Here is a 13,604-nt window from a genome sequence, read left to right as displayed (position 1 = left end):
TGTCTGGGGGTTCAAAGATCGCCGCGAATAGTTGACGAATTCGCTAGGCCACCTTAGAACGGTTCTAAATCTGGTTCCGCACGCTTCCGTGGGGATCAGTCTTTGGACTTATGCATTTAAGCCGCCCGCGTCAATCAAATGGCGTGGCGGTGAGGGGTAGGACGATGAAGCTGTCAACCAAAGGGCGCTATGCGATGGTCGCTTTGGCCGATATTGCCTTACAGCCCGAAGGCGCGCTGGTGTCGCTGGGCGATATCGCGGAGCGGCAGTCGGTGTCCTTGCCCTATCTGGAGCAGCTCTTTGTCAAACTGCGCCGGGCCGAGCTGGTGCGTTCCGTGCGGGGGCCGGGCGGCGGCTACCGTCTGGCGCGGCCTGCGACCGACATTCGCGTCGTGGATGTCCTGGCCGCCGTGGATGAAACGGTGGATGCGATGCACAAGGGCGCGGGCGCCTCGGGTGGGCTCTCGGGCAGCCGTGCGCAGTCGCTGACCAACCGGCTGTGGCAGGGGCTGAGCGCGCATGTCTATGTGTTCCTGCACCAGACCCGCCTGTCGGATGTGGTCGAGAATGAGTTGGCCCCCTGTCCGGCGGTGCCGAACCTCTTTGCCGTGGTGGACGAGCCGTGAGAACCTATCTCGATCATAACGCCACGACCCCGCTCCGGGCCGAGGCCCGCGAGGCGATGATCGCGGCGATGGACCTGCCGGGCAACCCGTCTTCGGTGCATGGCGAGGGCCGCGCGGCGAAGGCTGTGGTGGAACGCGCGCGGGGGCAGGTGGCGGCTTTGGCGGGCTGCGATCCGGTGGATGTGATCTTTACCTCTGGCGCTACCGAAGCGGCAGCGCTGGCGGCATCGATGGGCGCGCGGGTTGTCACCTCGGCTGTCGAGCATGACGCGGTGTTGTCATGGGGGCAGGCGGATCGCTTGGGTGTCGATGCCAATGGCCTTTGGGACGGTGATCTGAGGGCCGCGCAGGGCGCCGATGTAGTGGCCTTGCAGGCGGCCAATAGCGAGACCGGCGTATTGCAACAGACCATGCCGCTGGCGCAGCAGTGCTGGGCAATGGAGACTTCGCCTTACGTGCTGGTCGACGCGGTGCAGGCGCTTGGCAAGACCAAGTTCAAGATGGCCACCTCGGGCGCGGATTTCATTCTTGTCTCTGCCCATAAACTAGGCGGGCCGAAAGGCATCGGCGCGCTGGTCGTCAAACGCGGCATCGATGTGCAAGCGCTGCTGCGCGGCGGCGGGCAGGAGATGGGGCGGCGCTCTGGCACTGAGAATATCCCCGGCATCGCGGGTTTCGGCGCGGCGGCAGAATCCGCGGCGGCGGATGTGGCTGCGGGCCGTTGGGAAGAAGTCGCCGAGCACCGTGATTTACTGGAAACAGCCCTTGCGGATGCGGCAAAGCTGACTATTTTTGTAGGGAAAGCTGCACCGCGCTTGCCGAATACCTCTTGCATCATCGCGCCGGGCTGGAAGGGCGAGACCCAAGTGATGCAGATGGACCTTGCCGGCTTTGCGATTTCAGCCGGTTCCGCCTGCTCCAGCGGCAAGGTGCGCGCCAGTGCTGTGTTGCGCGCCATGGGCTTTGATGAAACACAGGCCGCCAGCGCGATCCGGGTGTCGCTGGGCCTGAACACCACCCGGGATGATGTCTTGCGGTTCGCGACGAACTGGACCGCAAAAATGAAAAAGCACGAAACGCGGGCTGCCTAAGCGCCCCCACGGAAAGGAACGAGACCTTGGATAATGTGACCCTGAAAGAGAATGATGGCGTCAAGGAAGGCGTCGATCAGGAGACCGTGGATGCCGTGCGCGAAGTCGGCGGCAAATACAAATACGGTTGGTCCACCGACATCGAGATGGAATATGCCCCGAAAGGGCTGACGCCGGACATCGTGCGTCTGATCTCGGAAAAGAACGAAGAGCCGGAGTGGATGACCGAATGGCGTCTTGCCGCCTATGATCGTTGGTTGACCAAGAAAGAGCCCGACTGGGCCATGGTCGACTATCCTGAGATTGATTTTCAGGACCAGTATTACTACGCCCGCCCCAAGAGCATGGTGGAAAAGCCCAAATCGCTCGATGAGGTGGACCCGAAGCTGCTGGCCACCTACGAAAAGCTCGGTATCCCGCTGAAAGAGCAGATGGTTCTCGCCGGTGTCGAAGGCGCGGAAGACATTCCTGCCGAGGGCCGGAAAGTGGCCGTCGACGCGGTCTTCGATTCCGTTTCTGTTGGCACGACCTTCCAGGAAGAGCTGAAGAAAGCCGGCGTGATCTTCTGTTCGATCTCCGAGGCGATCCGCGAGTATCCCGAACTGGTGCGCAAATACCTCGGGACCGTGGTGCCGGTGTCGGATAACTTCTATGCCACGCTGAACTCCGCTGTCTTCTCCGATGGCTCCTTCGTCTATGTGCCGCCGGGTGTGCGCTGCCCGATGGAACTCTCGACCTATTTCCGCATCAACGCGGAGAACACCGGCCAGTTCGAGCGCACGCTGATCATCGCCGACAAAGGCTCCTACGTCAGCTACCTCGAAGGCTGCACCGCGCCGCAGCGCGACGAGAGCCAGCTGCACGCCGCGGTGGTCGAAATCATCGTCGAGGAAGACGCCGAGGTGAAATATTCCACCGTTCAGAACTGGTATCCCGGGGATGAAGACGGCAAGGGCGGCATCTATAACTTCGTGACCAAACGGGCCGACTGCCGGGGCGACCGGGCCAAAGTGATGTGGACACAGGTCGAGACCGGCTCTGCCGTGACCTGGAAATACCCGTCTTGCATCCTGCGCGGCGACGACAGCCAGGGCGAGTTCTACTCCATCGCCATCGCCAACAACATGCAGCAGGCCGACACCGGCACCAAGATGGTCCATTTGGGCAAGCGCACCAAGTCGCGCATCGTGTCCAAAGGCATCTCCGCCGGTAAGGCGCAGAACACCTATCGCGGTCTGGTGTCGATGCACCCCAAGGCCAAGGAATCGCGCAACTATACCCAGTGCGACAGCCTGTTGATCGGCTCGGAATGCGGGGCGCATACGGTGCCTTACATCGAGGTCAAGAACAACTCGAGCCGGGTGGAGCATGAGGCGACCACCTCCAAGGTGGATGACGATCAGATGTTCTACTGCCGCTCGCGCGGGATGGATGAGGAAGAGGCCGTGGCGCTGGTTGTGAACGGTTTCTGTAAAGACGTTCTGCAAGCGCTGCCGATGGAATTCGCCATGGAAGCGCAGGCGCTTGTGGCGATCTCGCTGGAAGGCTCCGTCGGGTGATCGACCGGGCGCAAATCGCGCCCGTCCACGCCTGAGATGACTTTAACAACGCAGGGCAAGTCCCTGACGGAAAACCAAATAACGCTATTGCGGCGCGAACGCGCGCCAGAAGGAGACCGAAATGCTGAGCATCAAGAACCTGCATGTGAAACTGGAAGAAGAGGACAAGCAGATCCTCAAAGGCGTCGATCTGGAAGTCGAAGCCGGTAAGGTCCATGCGATCATGGGGCCGAACGGCTCGGGCAAATCCACGCTGAGCTATGTGCTCTCGGGTAAAGATGGCTATGAAGTCACCGATGGCTCCGCCACGCTCGAAGGCGAAGACATCCTTGAACTGGAGCCGGAAGAGCGCGCCGCGGCGGGCCTTTTCCTTGCCTTCCAATATCCGGTGGAAATCCCCGGGGTCGGCAATATGACCTTCCTGCGCACCGCGGTGAACGCACAGCGCAAGGCGCGCGGCGAAGAGGAAATGTCGGCCTCTGACTTCCTCAAGGAAATCCGTGCCAAGGCGAAAGACCTCAAGATCGACGCCGAAATGCTGAAACGCCCGGTCAACATGGGCTTCTCCGGCGGTGAGAAAAAGCGCAACGAAATCCTGCAGATGGCCATGCTGGAGCCAAAGATGTGCATCTTGGACGAGACCGACTCGGGTCTTGATGTCGATGCGATGAAACTGGTCGCCGAAGGTGTGAACGCGCTGCGCAGCGAGGGCCGGGGTTTCCTTGTGATCACCCACTACCAGCGTCTGCTCGACCACATCAAACCGGATGTTGTGCATATCATGTCCGACGGCCGCATCATCAAGACCGGCGGCCCAGAGCTGGCGCTGGAAGTCGAACATAACGGTTACGCTGATATTCTCGCCGAGGTGGCGTAATGGCCCAGGCAAACCTCCAAGAAACCGCAACCGAGGCGATGATCTCTGGCCTGAGCATGCCGCAGGGGGGCTGGACACAGGCCGCCCGCGAGGATGCGCTGGCGCGGGTCCGCGCGATGGGCCTGCCGCAGCGCCGGGATGAATACTGGAAGTTCACCCGCCCCGACACGCTGACACAGGCCGAGCCGGTGCCGGCTGCGATTTTTGAACATGGCGATGCGCCGATGTTCGATGGGATCGACCGTCTGCGCATCGTCTTTGTCGACGGTGAATTCGACGCGGAAGCCTCGGATGATCTGTCGCTCGAAGGTGTGAAGATTGAGCGGCTCGCCGCGGCGCAGAGCGATCTGCACTGGGCGCGTGATCTCTATGGCGCGCTTGAAAAGAAGGGCCAAACGCCGGTGCAACGCCCGCTCGCGGCCTTGAACACCGCCTTTGCCACGGATGGTGTCTTGATCCATGTCACAGGCCGTCCGAGCAAGCCGGTCAATCTGATTTACAAACATAAATCAGAGACTTCTGACGCGATGTTGCACCATATCGTCAAGCTGGACGCGGACGCCGAAATCACCCTGCTGGAGAACGGCCCGGCGGCGGCGCGCTTTAACACGGTCATGGAAGTCGATGTGGCCGACACAGCGCGGTTCCACCACGTCCGCGCTCAGGGCCGGGATCACGAGCGCCGGGCGGCGACGCATCTCTTCACCCGTTTGGGCACGGAGTCGCTGCTGAAAAGCTTCACCGTCACCGTAAACGGCGCGATGACACGCAACGAATGTGTGATCGAGCTGACGGGCGATGATGCCTCGGCCCATGTGGCAGGGGCCTCGGTCGGCGATGGTGATTTCCATCATGACGACACGGTTTTCATCACCCATGACGCGGTGAATTGCGAAAGCCGGCAGGTCTATAAGAAGGTGCTGCGCAACGGGGCAACCGGCGTGTTTCAGGGCAAGATCCTTGTCAAAGAGGGCGCCCAGAAGACTGACGGCTATCAGATCAGCCAATCGCTGCTGCTGGATGGCGACAGCCAGTTCCTCGCCAAGCCCGAGCTTGAGATCTACGCCGATGACGTGGCCTGTTCGCATGGCTCGACCTCTGGCGCGATCGACGAAGAGGCGCTGTTCTACCTGCGCGCGCGCGGGGTGTCCCATGCCGAGGCGACCGATCTGCTGACGCTTGCCTTCCTCGCCGAAGCTGTGGAGGAAATCGAGTCCGGGAGCCTGCGCGAAGAGATCATCGGGCGTCTCAGCTCTTGGCTGGAGCGTCGTAGCGCCTGATGGCTGTCACCAGCGATATTGTGGCGACCTATCGTGGCCCCGGCAAAGTCATGTCGGGGCTGCTTGCCCAGGGCCGCAACGAAGTGCGTGTACTGATGTTCGCGTTGATGGCGGGGCTGCTGATCTTTGTGGCGCTCTCGCCCTATCAGGCGCGCGCGGCGCATTTTGATCCGGACGGACCCTTGTCTGTGCGGCAGTATTGGTCGGCGTTTTTCTGGATATTCGTCATGCCAATGCTGCTCTATGCCCTTGCCGCCATGGTCTGGGGCGTGAGCCGTGTCTCAGGACAGCGGATCAGCGGCTATGCGGTGCGGTTGACGCTGGTTTGGTCCCTCTTGGCCTCTTCGCCGCTGCTTTTGCTCTTGGGGCTCGCGCTTGGCTTTATCGGGCCGGGGCTGCAGGCCCAGATTGTCGGTGCCGTCTGGCTGGCGGTGTTTTTCTGGTTTTGGCTGTCTGGCCTTTACGCGGCGCTGAGGGCTTAGCGGATGCTAAATTCCCTCATGCCGCTCGCACAGACGACCCTGCGCAACCCCCGCGCGGCGGCGGCGATGATCGCCGGAATGCCGCTTGAGCGGAATGTGCTGTGGATGGGCGTGGCGCTGATTGCGGCCCTGAATGCGCTCGTCATATCGGCGACCTTTGTACTGGCGCCGCCGGCGATGGCCTTGCCGGGCTATTTTCAGATGCCGCTGGCGCTTTTTGTTCTGCTGGCGGGGCTCATGGTTCTCTATGTTCACGCGCTTTACTGGGTGGGCCGCGCCATGGGCGGGCAGGGTCGGGTCGCCCCTTTGCTGGCCTCTGTGGTCTGGCTGCAATTCCTGCGGCTGGTGGCCCAGATCGGCGTGCTTGTTCTGACCTTTGTCCTGCCGCCTCTGGCGCTGCTGGCCTCATTGGTCGTGACCCTTTGGGGGCTGTGGATATTGCTGAACTTCGTGGCTGAAATCCTCGCTCTGCCGGGGCTGTTTCATGCGGCGGCGGTGCTCGCCGGGGCGGCGCTTGGGGTTGTGCTGGGCCTTGGTTTCCTGCTGTCATTGATCGGGCTGACCGCCCAAGGAGTTTAAGTCATGTTTGACGTCGAAGCCGTCCGCGCTCAGTTTCCGATCCTCGCGCGAGAGGTGAATGGCAAGCCGCTGGTCTATCTCGACAACGGGGCCTCGGCGCAGAAGCCTCAGGTCGTTATTGACGCGGTGACACAGGGCTATGCATCTGAATATGCGAATGTTCACAGGGGTTTACACTACCTTTCTAATCTAGCGACGGATAAGTATGAATCCGTTCGCGGCACGGTTGCCCGGTTTCTGAACGCCGGGTCGGAGGATGAAATCGTCCTCAACACCGGTGCCACTATGGGGATCAATACGGTCGCCTATGGCTGGGCGATGCCCCGTATGGAGGCCGGAGATGAGATCATCCTCTCGGTCATGGAACATCACGCCAATATCGTGCCCTGGCATTTCCTGCGCGAGCGCCAGGGTGTCGTGCTGAAATGGGTCGATGTGGATGAGGCGGGCGCGCTTGACCCTCAGGCGGTGATTGATGCCATCGGGCCAAAGACCAAGCTTGTGGCAATCTCTCATCTTTCCAATGTCTTGGGGACGAAAGTTGATGTAAAATCCATCACCCGTGCCGCGCATGAGCGCGGCGTGCCGGTGCTCGTCGACGGATCGCAGGCCGCCGTGCATATGCCGGTGGATGTGCAGGATCTCGGCTGCGACTTCTATGCGGTCACCGGGCATAAGCTCTACGGTCCCTCCGGTTCCGGCGCGATCTATATCAAATCCGAGCGGATGGCCGAGATGCGCCCCTTTATCGGGGGCGGCGATATGATTCGCGAGGTCACCAAAGAGGGCATCACCTACAACGATCCGCCGATGATGTTCGAAGCGGGCACGCCCGGCATTGTCGCGACAATCGGGCTTGGGGTGGCGCTGGAATATATGATGGAGCTCGGTCTGGCCAATATTGCCGCCCATGAGGACGATCTGCGCGACTATGCGGTCTCCCGTCTGGGCGGGTTGAACTGGCTGAACCTTCAGGGGACGACGCCTGACAAAGCAGCGATCTTTAGCTTCACCCTTGATGGCGCCGCCCATCCCCATGACATCTCCACCATCCTTGATAAAAAGGGCGTGGCGGTGCGGGCAGGGCATCACTGCGCGGGGCCGCTGATGGACCGGCTTGGGGTTTCTGCCACCTGCCGAGCGTCATTTGGCATGTATAACACCCGCGCCGAGGTGGACGTGTTGGTCGACGCGTTGGAACTGGCCCATGATCTTTTCGCCTGATCCGATTTTCGCGCCGCGCGCCGCTTGATTTCCCATTGCAGGCCGCGCGCGGGCTGTTTATACCGCCCCTCAGTGGACCCTTAGCTCAGCTGGATAGAGCGCTGCCCTCCGAAGGCAGAGGCCAGAGGTTCGAATCCTCTAGGGTCCGCCATTTCTCTTTTTTCTGCTGACGTAAGCCCAGGATGAGACATGGCCGCGTGGGACATCGTTGCATCGCCATGCGGGGCGCCAAAGCGTGATGGGGCTGTCGCGTCGCGGCGCTGATGGGATAACCCCCTGCACCATAGCAAAAGACCCCGCAAGCGGCTGCTGCGGGGTCTTCCATTAACGCATGATCAATCGGTTAGCGGCGGCGGCGCCCGCCGCTGCGGCCTGCGCGGCCTCGGCCTTCTTGGCCTGCTTTGGGCGCGACCTTGTTGAACTTGATCCATTCGGTGCCATGCGGGTCGCGGTCAAAGAGGAAATTGGCGGCGCGGATCGCCTCCATCTCCTTGCCGGGACGGGGTTTGGTCGAGCCCATGCCAAAGAGCTGCACGAAAGTCTCGTCGTCCATGTCTTCGGGCAGCACCAGCCCAAGCGCGGCCACTTCGGTCTTTTTCTCGGCAATCTTGGTCTGGCTTACCGGGACCGCCACCGGGTTCATGATCGCGCTGGTCATGCCCGCGCCCATTGCCATCGGCAGGAAGGCGTTGTTGATGCCGTGCCGGTTGGGCAGGCCAAAGGAGATGTTCGACGCGCCGCAGGTGGTGTTCACCCCCAGTTCCTCGCGCAGACGGCGCACGAGGGTAAAGACCTGATGCCCCGCCGTTGCCATGGCGCCAATCGGCATGACCAGCGGATCGACCACGATGTCATGGGCCGGAATGCCAAAGTCAGCGGCGCGTTCGACGATCTTTTTCGCCACGGCAAAGCGCACATCCGGGTCTTCGGAAATGCCGGTATCGTCGTTGGAGATCGCCACGACCGGCACATTGTATTTCTTGACCAGCGGCAGCACGACTTCGAGCCGTTCCTCTTCGCCGGTGACCGAGTTCAGGAGCGGGCGGCCTTCACAGGCTTGCAGACCCGCTTCCAGCGCGCCGGGGACCGAACTGTCGATACAGATCGGCACGTCAACGGCGTTTTGCACCACTTTGATCAGCTCCGGCATCAACATTGGCTCGACAAAGTTATTGTCGGCATAGCGCGGATCTTCGGCCATTTTATTGGAGAACACCGCGCCCGAGTTCACATCCAGCACCGTGGCCCCGGCGGCGACCTGCGCGATGGCGTCGGCCTCCACGCGGGAGAAATCGCCTTGCTCCAATTCCTGGCTCAGGATCTTGCGGCCCGTGGGGTTGATCCGCTCACCGATGACGCAGAAGGGCTCTTCAAAGCCGATCACGGCGGTCTTGGTCTTGGATTCGATGACGGTTCTGGTCATGTAGTTTGGTCCTTTAGGCTGCGTCGGCGGGCACCCCAGAGGCGCCGCCGTTCTCTTGGACCCATGTGGCACTGGTCTTGATCCCGCCCAGCGGGAAGACATGCACATGGGTGATGTTGAAATCGGGGTGCGCCGCTTTATGCGCGGCCAGATCGGTGATCACGTCTGCGGGCTCATAGGGCAACAGCAGCTTGGTCACATCCATCGCGCGCTTTTGCAGCACTTTGAGCGAGGGGCCGACACCGCAGGCGATGGCGAATTTGATCAGCGTCTGCAGCTTCGCAGGGCCGGCAATGCCGATGTGAATGGGCAGGGTGATGCCCGCGGCCTTGAGACTGTCGGCCCATTCGATGATCGGCTGCGCCTCAAAGGCAAATTGCGTGGCAATGGCCATCTGCGCATCGGTGCGGCTTTGGAAATCATTCTTCCATTTGAGCGCGGCGTCGACCTTGAGCCGTCCGCCATCGACGTCAATATCGCGGTTGCCCTCGGGGTGGCCGGCAACATGCAACCGTGTAAATCCGGCCTGATCGAAGAGCCCGGTTTCCATCAGCTGCATGCTGTCGCTGAAATCCCCGACCGGGGTGGTCACACCGCCCGCCAGCAGCAGGGCTTGCCGCACATCAGCCTCGCCCTGATAGCGCGCGATCCAATCGGCCAGCGTGGCGCGGTCTTTGATGATGCGGGCGGGGAAATGCGGCATGACCTCAAAGCCATCGGCATTCAGCCGAGCGGCGGTGGCGACCATCTCCTCGATCGGGGTGCCATCAATATGGGCAATATAGACGCGGGTGCCTTCGGGCAACAAGGCGCGGAAATCTTCCACCTTCTCGGCGGTGCGGGGCATCACCTCGATGGAGTAATCCTTCAACAGGGCTTCGACCTCAGCCGAGGGGGCCGCCGGGGCGGGGATGTCTTTCTTGCGGAAGTTCAACAGGGCCATAAGCGTGTCCTTGATCATGGGCGTTGCAGACAGAACGGCAGGCTAAGCCCAGCCATTGTTACCAATCAGTTGCTTGAGGCGCTCGCGGTCATATTCCGCGTCGATGCGCGCCACTTCGGCATCCGCGACGGCCTCAGGCGCGCCGTCGATCTCGACCGGATCGGCCTTGCGCCATTCGGCAAGGTAGTCATCCGTGCCCGCCGCCCCGGTTTTCATCGCCGCGCGGTCGATCGCCTGTTCGAACCGCTCCGGCAGGGGGCGTTTGGTGCCGCGACGGCCTTTGCCGACGATCACCTGCGCGGGGATATCACGCCAATAAACGATGGTGACTGCGGGCATGGGCTGATTCCTCTGGTCCGATTTCATTCTGTCTAGCTTCCGCCGCGGTCAGGACAGGGCCGTTTTTCGACAGAACACGACCCATCCGCGACTTGAGGCCGGTGATAGCGCATTGCCGGTGCCAGAACGAGGGCAGGGCGGCCTCATTATTCTCAAGATCATTGTGAGCGCGGGCGGAGAAACGCCACTACACCGTCGCGCAGTCACCGCGACCACTTGCACAGGGGACCCTCAGCGCATACCCTTAATGCAACTCGATATGAAAGGCGCGAACCATGGCGCCACAGCGTCCCAGAGGTGCGGGCGCGCTCGACAAGGACATACCGGCTCTGAGCCCCGCGCCAGTTCCGCCCAGATCGAATGAGCTATATGCGGCCCTTGATCTGGGTACAAATAGCTGCCGCATGTTGATCGCCCAGCCTCGTGGCAGCGGTTTCCATGTGGTGGACAGTTTTTCGAAATCGGTGCAATTGGGCGCCGGTTTGGAAAAGACCGGGCGGCTCTCGCGCGGATCGATGGCGCGTACCATACAGGCACTGCGCATCTGCCAGCAGAAATTGCGCCGCAACAAGGTCCGCAACATGCGTCTGGTCGCGACCGAGGCCTGCCGCCGGGCGCAGAACGGTGCGGAGTTCATGCGCCGGATCCATCGCGAAACCGGTCTGAAGCTCGACATCATCCGCCCCGAGGAAGAAGCGCAGCTTGCCGTGATCTCCTGCGCGCCGCTGGTCAGCCGCAAGACCGAGAACCTGCTGGTGGTCGACATCGGCGGCGGCTCGACCGAACTGGTCTGGATCGACATTTCCAAAGTGCCGAAAGCCGACCGCGCCCGCTCGATCATGCGCCTGCAGGATGGGTTCAACCAGGCCAAGACCGATGTGCCCGCCGCGCGGGTGGTGGATTGGATCAGCGTGCCTCTGGGTGTGGCCACGCTGCGCGACCAGTTCTCGGATGTCGAAGACGACGCGGCGCGTTTCGCGCTGATGTCGTGGTTCTTTGAGGAAAACTTGACGGATTTCACCCCCTATCAGTCGATCCAGTCGCAAAAGCGGTTCCAGATCGTTGGGACCTCGGGGACGGTGACAACCGTGGCGGCGAGCCACCTGAACCTGAAACGCTATGACCGGACCAAGGTCGATGGCCTCAGCATGACCTCCGCTCAGATTGACAAGGTGATCCACTCCTATATCGCCATGGGGCCGGGCGGGCGCCGCGCCGATCCGCGCATCGGGCAGGACCGGGCGGCGCTGATCATGTCGGGGGCCGCGATCCTGCAAGCCTTGATGCGCTGTTGGCCGACCGACAGGCTGTCAGTTGCGGATCGCGGTCTGCGCGAGGGCCTGCTATATGCACAGATGAGCGCCGATGGCGTATTAGAAGAAGGGGTCTTTTGATGGCCAAGACACCGGATGGAAAGAACACCTCGGGGCGCGGGCAGCGTGACCTGAAGGTCAAAGTGAAATCGGCGCGCGGGCGCAAGCTGAGCTCAACCCGCTGGTTGCAGCGGCAGTTGAATGATCCCTATGTCAAACGCGCGCAGGCCGAAGGCTATCGCGGGCGGGCGGCCTATAAGATCATGGAGTTGGACGATAAATACCGTTTCCTCGTCCCCGGTGCGCGGATCGTCGATCTCGGCGCGGCCCCCGGCGGCTGGTGTCAGGTGGCGGTCAAACGCTGCAATGTGCTGGGCGAGAAAAAGGGCAAGGCGCAGGGCACCATTCTGGGCATCGACCTTCAAGAGATGGAGCCGATTGCGGGCTGCGAGCTGCATCAGCTTGATTTCATGGAAGACGATGCCGATCTGAAGGTCAAAGAATGGCTCGGCGGCAAGGCGGATGTCGTGATGTCCGATATGGCGGCCTCGGCCTCGGGTCATAAACAGACCGATCACCTGCGCATCATCGCGCTTTGCGAGGCGGCCGCCTATTTCGCTTTTGATGTCTTGGAAGAGGGCGGCACCTTTGTCGCCAAAGTGCTGGCTGGCGGCGCGGAGGGCGAGTTGCAAAAGCTGCTCAAGCAGCGTTTTGCCAAAGTCGCCAATATCAAACCCCCGGCAAGCCGCGCGGATTCATCTGAAAAATTCGTCGTGGCGACGGGTTTCAAGGGTGCGGCCGACTGACGCCGTTAACCGGGTGTAAACCCGCATGCTCTAGGCCAGAGAGAGGCGGCCAGCGGGCCGCGCTCTTGGCGAGGGGCTGCAATGGTGAAATCTCTGACGGCACTCCTGTCTAGGCTGGCGATGGCTGCCGCCCTCGCTGCCACGTTCCTTTCGCCCCGCGCCGTGCAGGCGGCTGACGTTCCCTGGCTGCTCAGGGATTACATCGACCGGGATCTGCTCAGCTGGGTCAACGCCGCACCGATAGTGGAGGCGATTGAGGCGCAGAACCTCCGACACCACGGGCAGGCACCCCCCGTGATCGGGGCGCGTCGGGCGGGGCTGGCGTCGTTGAGCCTGCCGCTGTCTGACTACCTCCACGCGCAGGTGGCCCGCTCAGGGGGGCGGATAACCAAAGTGACTTTGATCGATGCGCAGGGGCTGGCCGTGGCGGCGGGCGTGCTATCGTCGGCGCAGGCGCCGGGCGATGCGGTCGCGTTTCCCCAAAGCCTTACCGCCGCGCCCGGCGCGATCCTTGTGGATAGGGTGAGCTTTGACGACAGCACACAGTCCTATCGGGGGCAGGTCACCATCGCCGTGGTGAACCCCGCGACCGGCGTGGCCATCGGCGCGATCACCGTGGGGCTACAGGCCGTCGCCTTCTTCTAACGCGGTTTGAACAACCTGCGCAGATAGGTCGCCACGGTCCTTGGCGGCGGCGTCTGCTGGCGCAGGGATGCATGGGCCCGCTGTTGCAGCTTCCGCGCCATGTCTTCGGTCAGCGTAGGATGCTGAGGTTGCGCGATGCGCTTGGCCGTCTGCGCCCCGCGCTCCGCGTCGCGCAGCAGGTCAAAAATCTGTCGGTGCCGGTCTATCTCTTCCGGCGGGGAATTTTCTTTCTGGCTCATATCACGCTTTCTGGCAGGAAATGCGTCTAAGGCAGGTCGGAAACGGCGAGGTATCGCGAGAACTGCGGGGCTCGGGTCAAAGCCCCGCTACGACATACTATCAAATTTAGCGGAACAATCCTTTCACGATATATCCCTTGGCCAAAAGCGGCCGTGCGGCAATTCTGTCGGCAACCGC

The 13,604-nt window shown here is 61.8% G+C and carries 15 protein-coding genes and 1 tRNA gene; 12 read left to right on the top strand and 4 right to left on the bottom strand.

Features of this window, described 5'->3' with window-relative positions; translation table 11 throughout:
* The first annotated feature begins 164 nt into the window (after positions 1-164).
* The 9 genes from AB4M76_RS10230 (at position 165) to AB4M76_RS10190 (ending at position 7,869) form a co-directional block, all read left to right on the top strand.
* Positions 165-626: an Rrf2 family transcriptional regulator gene (locus tag AB4M76_RS10230; protein WP_368441736.1), complete on the top strand. Its 462-nt coding sequence runs from the start codon at positions 165-167 to the stop codon at positions 624-626.
* Positions 623-1,717, top strand: a complete 1,095-nt coding sequence (locus AB4M76_RS10225) for a cysteine desulfurase family protein (RefSeq protein ID WP_368441735.1) — start codon at positions 623-625, stop codon at positions 1,715-1,717. The genes AB4M76_RS10230 and AB4M76_RS10225 overlap by 4 nt, the downstream gene beginning before the upstream one ends.
* Positions 1,718-1,752: 35 nt before the next feature.
* Complete coding sequence (gene sufB, locus AB4M76_RS10220) at positions 1,753-3,276, top strand: Fe-S cluster assembly protein SufB (protein WP_368442419.1); 1,524 nt, start codon at positions 1,753-1,755, stop codon at positions 3,274-3,276.
* 121 nt (positions 3,277-3,397) lie between these two features.
* Positions 3,398-4,153, top strand: a complete 756-nt coding sequence (gene sufC, locus AB4M76_RS10215; RefSeq protein ID WP_368441734.1) for a Fe-S cluster assembly ATPase SufC — start codon at positions 3,398-3,400, stop codon at positions 4,151-4,153.
* Entirely contained in the window at positions 4,153-5,433 is a 1,281-nt protein-coding gene (locus AB4M76_RS10210; protein WP_368441733.1) for a SufD family Fe-S cluster assembly protein, read from the top strand. Before sufC ends, AB4M76_RS10210 begins: the two co-directional genes overlap by 1 nt.
* The gene (locus AB4M76_RS10205; RefSeq protein WP_368441732.1) at positions 5,433-5,915 is read left to right on the top strand and encodes a YIP1 family protein; all 483 of its coding nucleotides are present in this window, start codon (positions 5,433-5,435) and stop codon (positions 5,913-5,915) included. The genes AB4M76_RS10210 and AB4M76_RS10205 overlap by 1 nt, the downstream gene beginning before the upstream one ends.
* A gap of 3 nt (positions 5,916-5,918) precedes the next feature.
* Positions 5,919-6,494, top strand: a complete 576-nt coding sequence (locus tag AB4M76_RS10200; RefSeq protein WP_368441731.1) for a YIP1 family protein — start codon at positions 5,919-5,921, stop codon at positions 6,492-6,494.
* 3 nt (positions 6,495-6,497) lie between these two features.
* A complete protein-coding gene (locus AB4M76_RS10195) occupies positions 6,498-7,718 on the top strand; it encodes a cysteine desulfurase (RefSeq protein WP_368441730.1) in 1,221 nt (406 codons plus the stop codon).
* Positions 7,719-7,792: 74 nt separating this feature from the next.
* Positions 7,793-7,869 (top strand) — tRNA-Arg (locus tag AB4M76_RS10190).
* 192 nt (positions 7,870-8,061) lie between these two features.
* On the opposite strand, the gene AB4M76_RS10185 is transcribed toward AB4M76_RS10190, so the two are convergent.
* The 3 genes from AB4M76_RS10185 to AB4M76_RS10175 are packed head-to-tail and all read right to left on the bottom strand — an operon-like array spanning position 8,062 to position 10,423.
* On the bottom strand, positions 8,062-9,141 hold the full coding sequence (locus AB4M76_RS10185; RefSeq protein ID WP_368441729.1) for a methyltetrahydrofolate cobalamin methyltransferase: 1,080 nt from the start codon (positions 9,139-9,141) through the stop codon (positions 8,062-8,064).
* A gap of 13 nt (positions 9,142-9,154) precedes the next feature.
* Positions 9,155-10,084 (bottom strand): methylenetetrahydrofolate reductase, encoded by a 930-nt coding sequence (locus AB4M76_RS10180; RefSeq protein WP_368441728.1) that lies wholly within the window; start codon positions 10,082-10,084, stop codon positions 9,155-9,157.
* Between the two features lie 42 nt (positions 10,085-10,126).
* Positions 10,127-10,423 (bottom strand): virulence factor, encoded by a 297-nt coding sequence (locus AB4M76_RS10175; RefSeq protein ID WP_368441727.1) that lies wholly within the window; start codon positions 10,421-10,423, stop codon positions 10,127-10,129.
* Between the two features lie 275 nt (positions 10,424-10,698).
* On the opposite strand from AB4M76_RS10175, the gene AB4M76_RS10170 reads away from it, so the two are divergent.
* From AB4M76_RS10170 to AB4M76_RS10160, 3 genes are all read left to right on the top strand, one after another.
* On the top strand, positions 10,699-11,817 hold the full coding sequence (locus AB4M76_RS10170) for a Ppx/GppA phosphatase family protein (RefSeq protein WP_368441726.1): 1,119 nt from the start codon (positions 10,699-10,701) through the stop codon (positions 11,815-11,817).
* Positions 11,817-12,542 (top strand): RlmE family RNA methyltransferase, encoded by a 726-nt coding sequence (locus AB4M76_RS10165; protein WP_368441724.1) that lies wholly within the window; start codon positions 11,817-11,819, stop codon positions 12,540-12,542. The genes AB4M76_RS10170 and AB4M76_RS10165 overlap by 1 nt, the downstream gene beginning before the upstream one ends.
* A gap of 120 nt (positions 12,543-12,662) precedes the next feature.
* Positions 12,663-13,187, top strand: coding sequence for a hypothetical protein (locus AB4M76_RS10160; protein ID WP_368441723.1), 525 nt, complete (start codon positions 12,663-12,665; stop codon positions 13,185-13,187).
* Here the strand turns inward: AB4M76_RS10160 and AB4M76_RS10155 are convergent.
* Entirely contained in the window at positions 13,184-13,426 is a 243-nt protein-coding gene (locus tag AB4M76_RS10155; protein ID WP_368441722.1) for a hypothetical protein, read from the bottom strand. The two genes, AB4M76_RS10160 and AB4M76_RS10155, sit on opposite strands and share 4 nt — an antisense overlap.
* Between the last annotated feature and the right edge of the window lie 178 nt (positions 13,427-13,604).

Source organism: Sulfitobacter sp. PS-8MA (assembly GCF_040933935.1).
Lineage (GTDB): Bacteria > Pseudomonadota > Alphaproteobacteria > Rhodobacterales > Rhodobacteraceae > Sulfitobacter.
This window is presented reverse-complemented; position numbering and strand designations above follow the sequence as displayed.

Excerpts from the sequence above, each read along its gene's own strand:
- AB4M76_RS10155 (WP_368441722.1), bottom strand. The coding sequence starts at position 13,426 with ATGAGCCAGAAAGAAAATTCCCCGCCGGAAGAGATAGACCGGCACCGA.
- sufC (WP_368441734.1), top strand. The coding sequence starts at position 3,398 with ATGCTGAGCATCAAGAACCTGCATGTGAAACTGGAAGAAGAGGACAAG.
- AB4M76_RS10230 (WP_368441736.1), top strand. The coding sequence starts at position 165 with ATGAAGCTGTCAACCAAAGGGCGCTATGCGATGGTCGCTTTGGCCGAT.
- AB4M76_RS10165 (WP_368441724.1), top strand. The coding sequence starts at position 11,817 with ATGGCCAAGACACCGGATGGAAAGAACACCTCGGGGCGCGGGCAGCGT.
- AB4M76_RS10160 (WP_368441723.1), top strand. The coding sequence starts at position 12,663 with ATGGCTGCCGCCCTCGCTGCCACGTTCCTTTCGCCCCGCGCCGTGCAG.
- AB4M76_RS10180 (WP_368441728.1), bottom strand. The coding sequence starts at position 10,084 with ATGGCCCTGTTGAACTTCCGCAAGAAAGACATCCCCGCCCCGGCGGCC.
- AB4M76_RS10205 (WP_368441732.1), top strand. The coding sequence starts at position 5,433 with ATGGCTGTCACCAGCGATATTGTGGCGACCTATCGTGGCCCCGGCAAA.
- AB4M76_RS10210 (WP_368441733.1), top strand. The coding sequence starts at position 4,153 with ATGGCCCAGGCAAACCTCCAAGAAACCGCAACCGAGGCGATGATCTCT.
- AB4M76_RS10195 (WP_368441730.1), top strand. The coding sequence starts at position 6,498 with ATGTTTGACGTCGAAGCCGTCCGCGCTCAGTTTCCGATCCTCGCGCGA.
- AB4M76_RS10200 (WP_368441731.1), top strand. The coding sequence starts at position 5,919 with ATGCTAAATTCCCTCATGCCGCTCGCACAGACGACCCTGCGCAACCCC.
- AB4M76_RS10170 (WP_368441726.1), top strand. The coding sequence starts at position 10,699 with ATGGCGCCACAGCGTCCCAGAGGTGCGGGCGCGCTCGACAAGGACATA.
- AB4M76_RS10175 (WP_368441727.1), bottom strand. The coding sequence starts at position 10,423 with ATGCCCGCAGTCACCATCGTTTATTGGCGTGATATCCCCGCGCAGGTG.
- AB4M76_RS10185 (WP_368441729.1), bottom strand. The coding sequence starts at position 9,141 with ATGACCAGAACCGTCATCGAATCCAAGACCAAGACCGCCGTGATCGGC.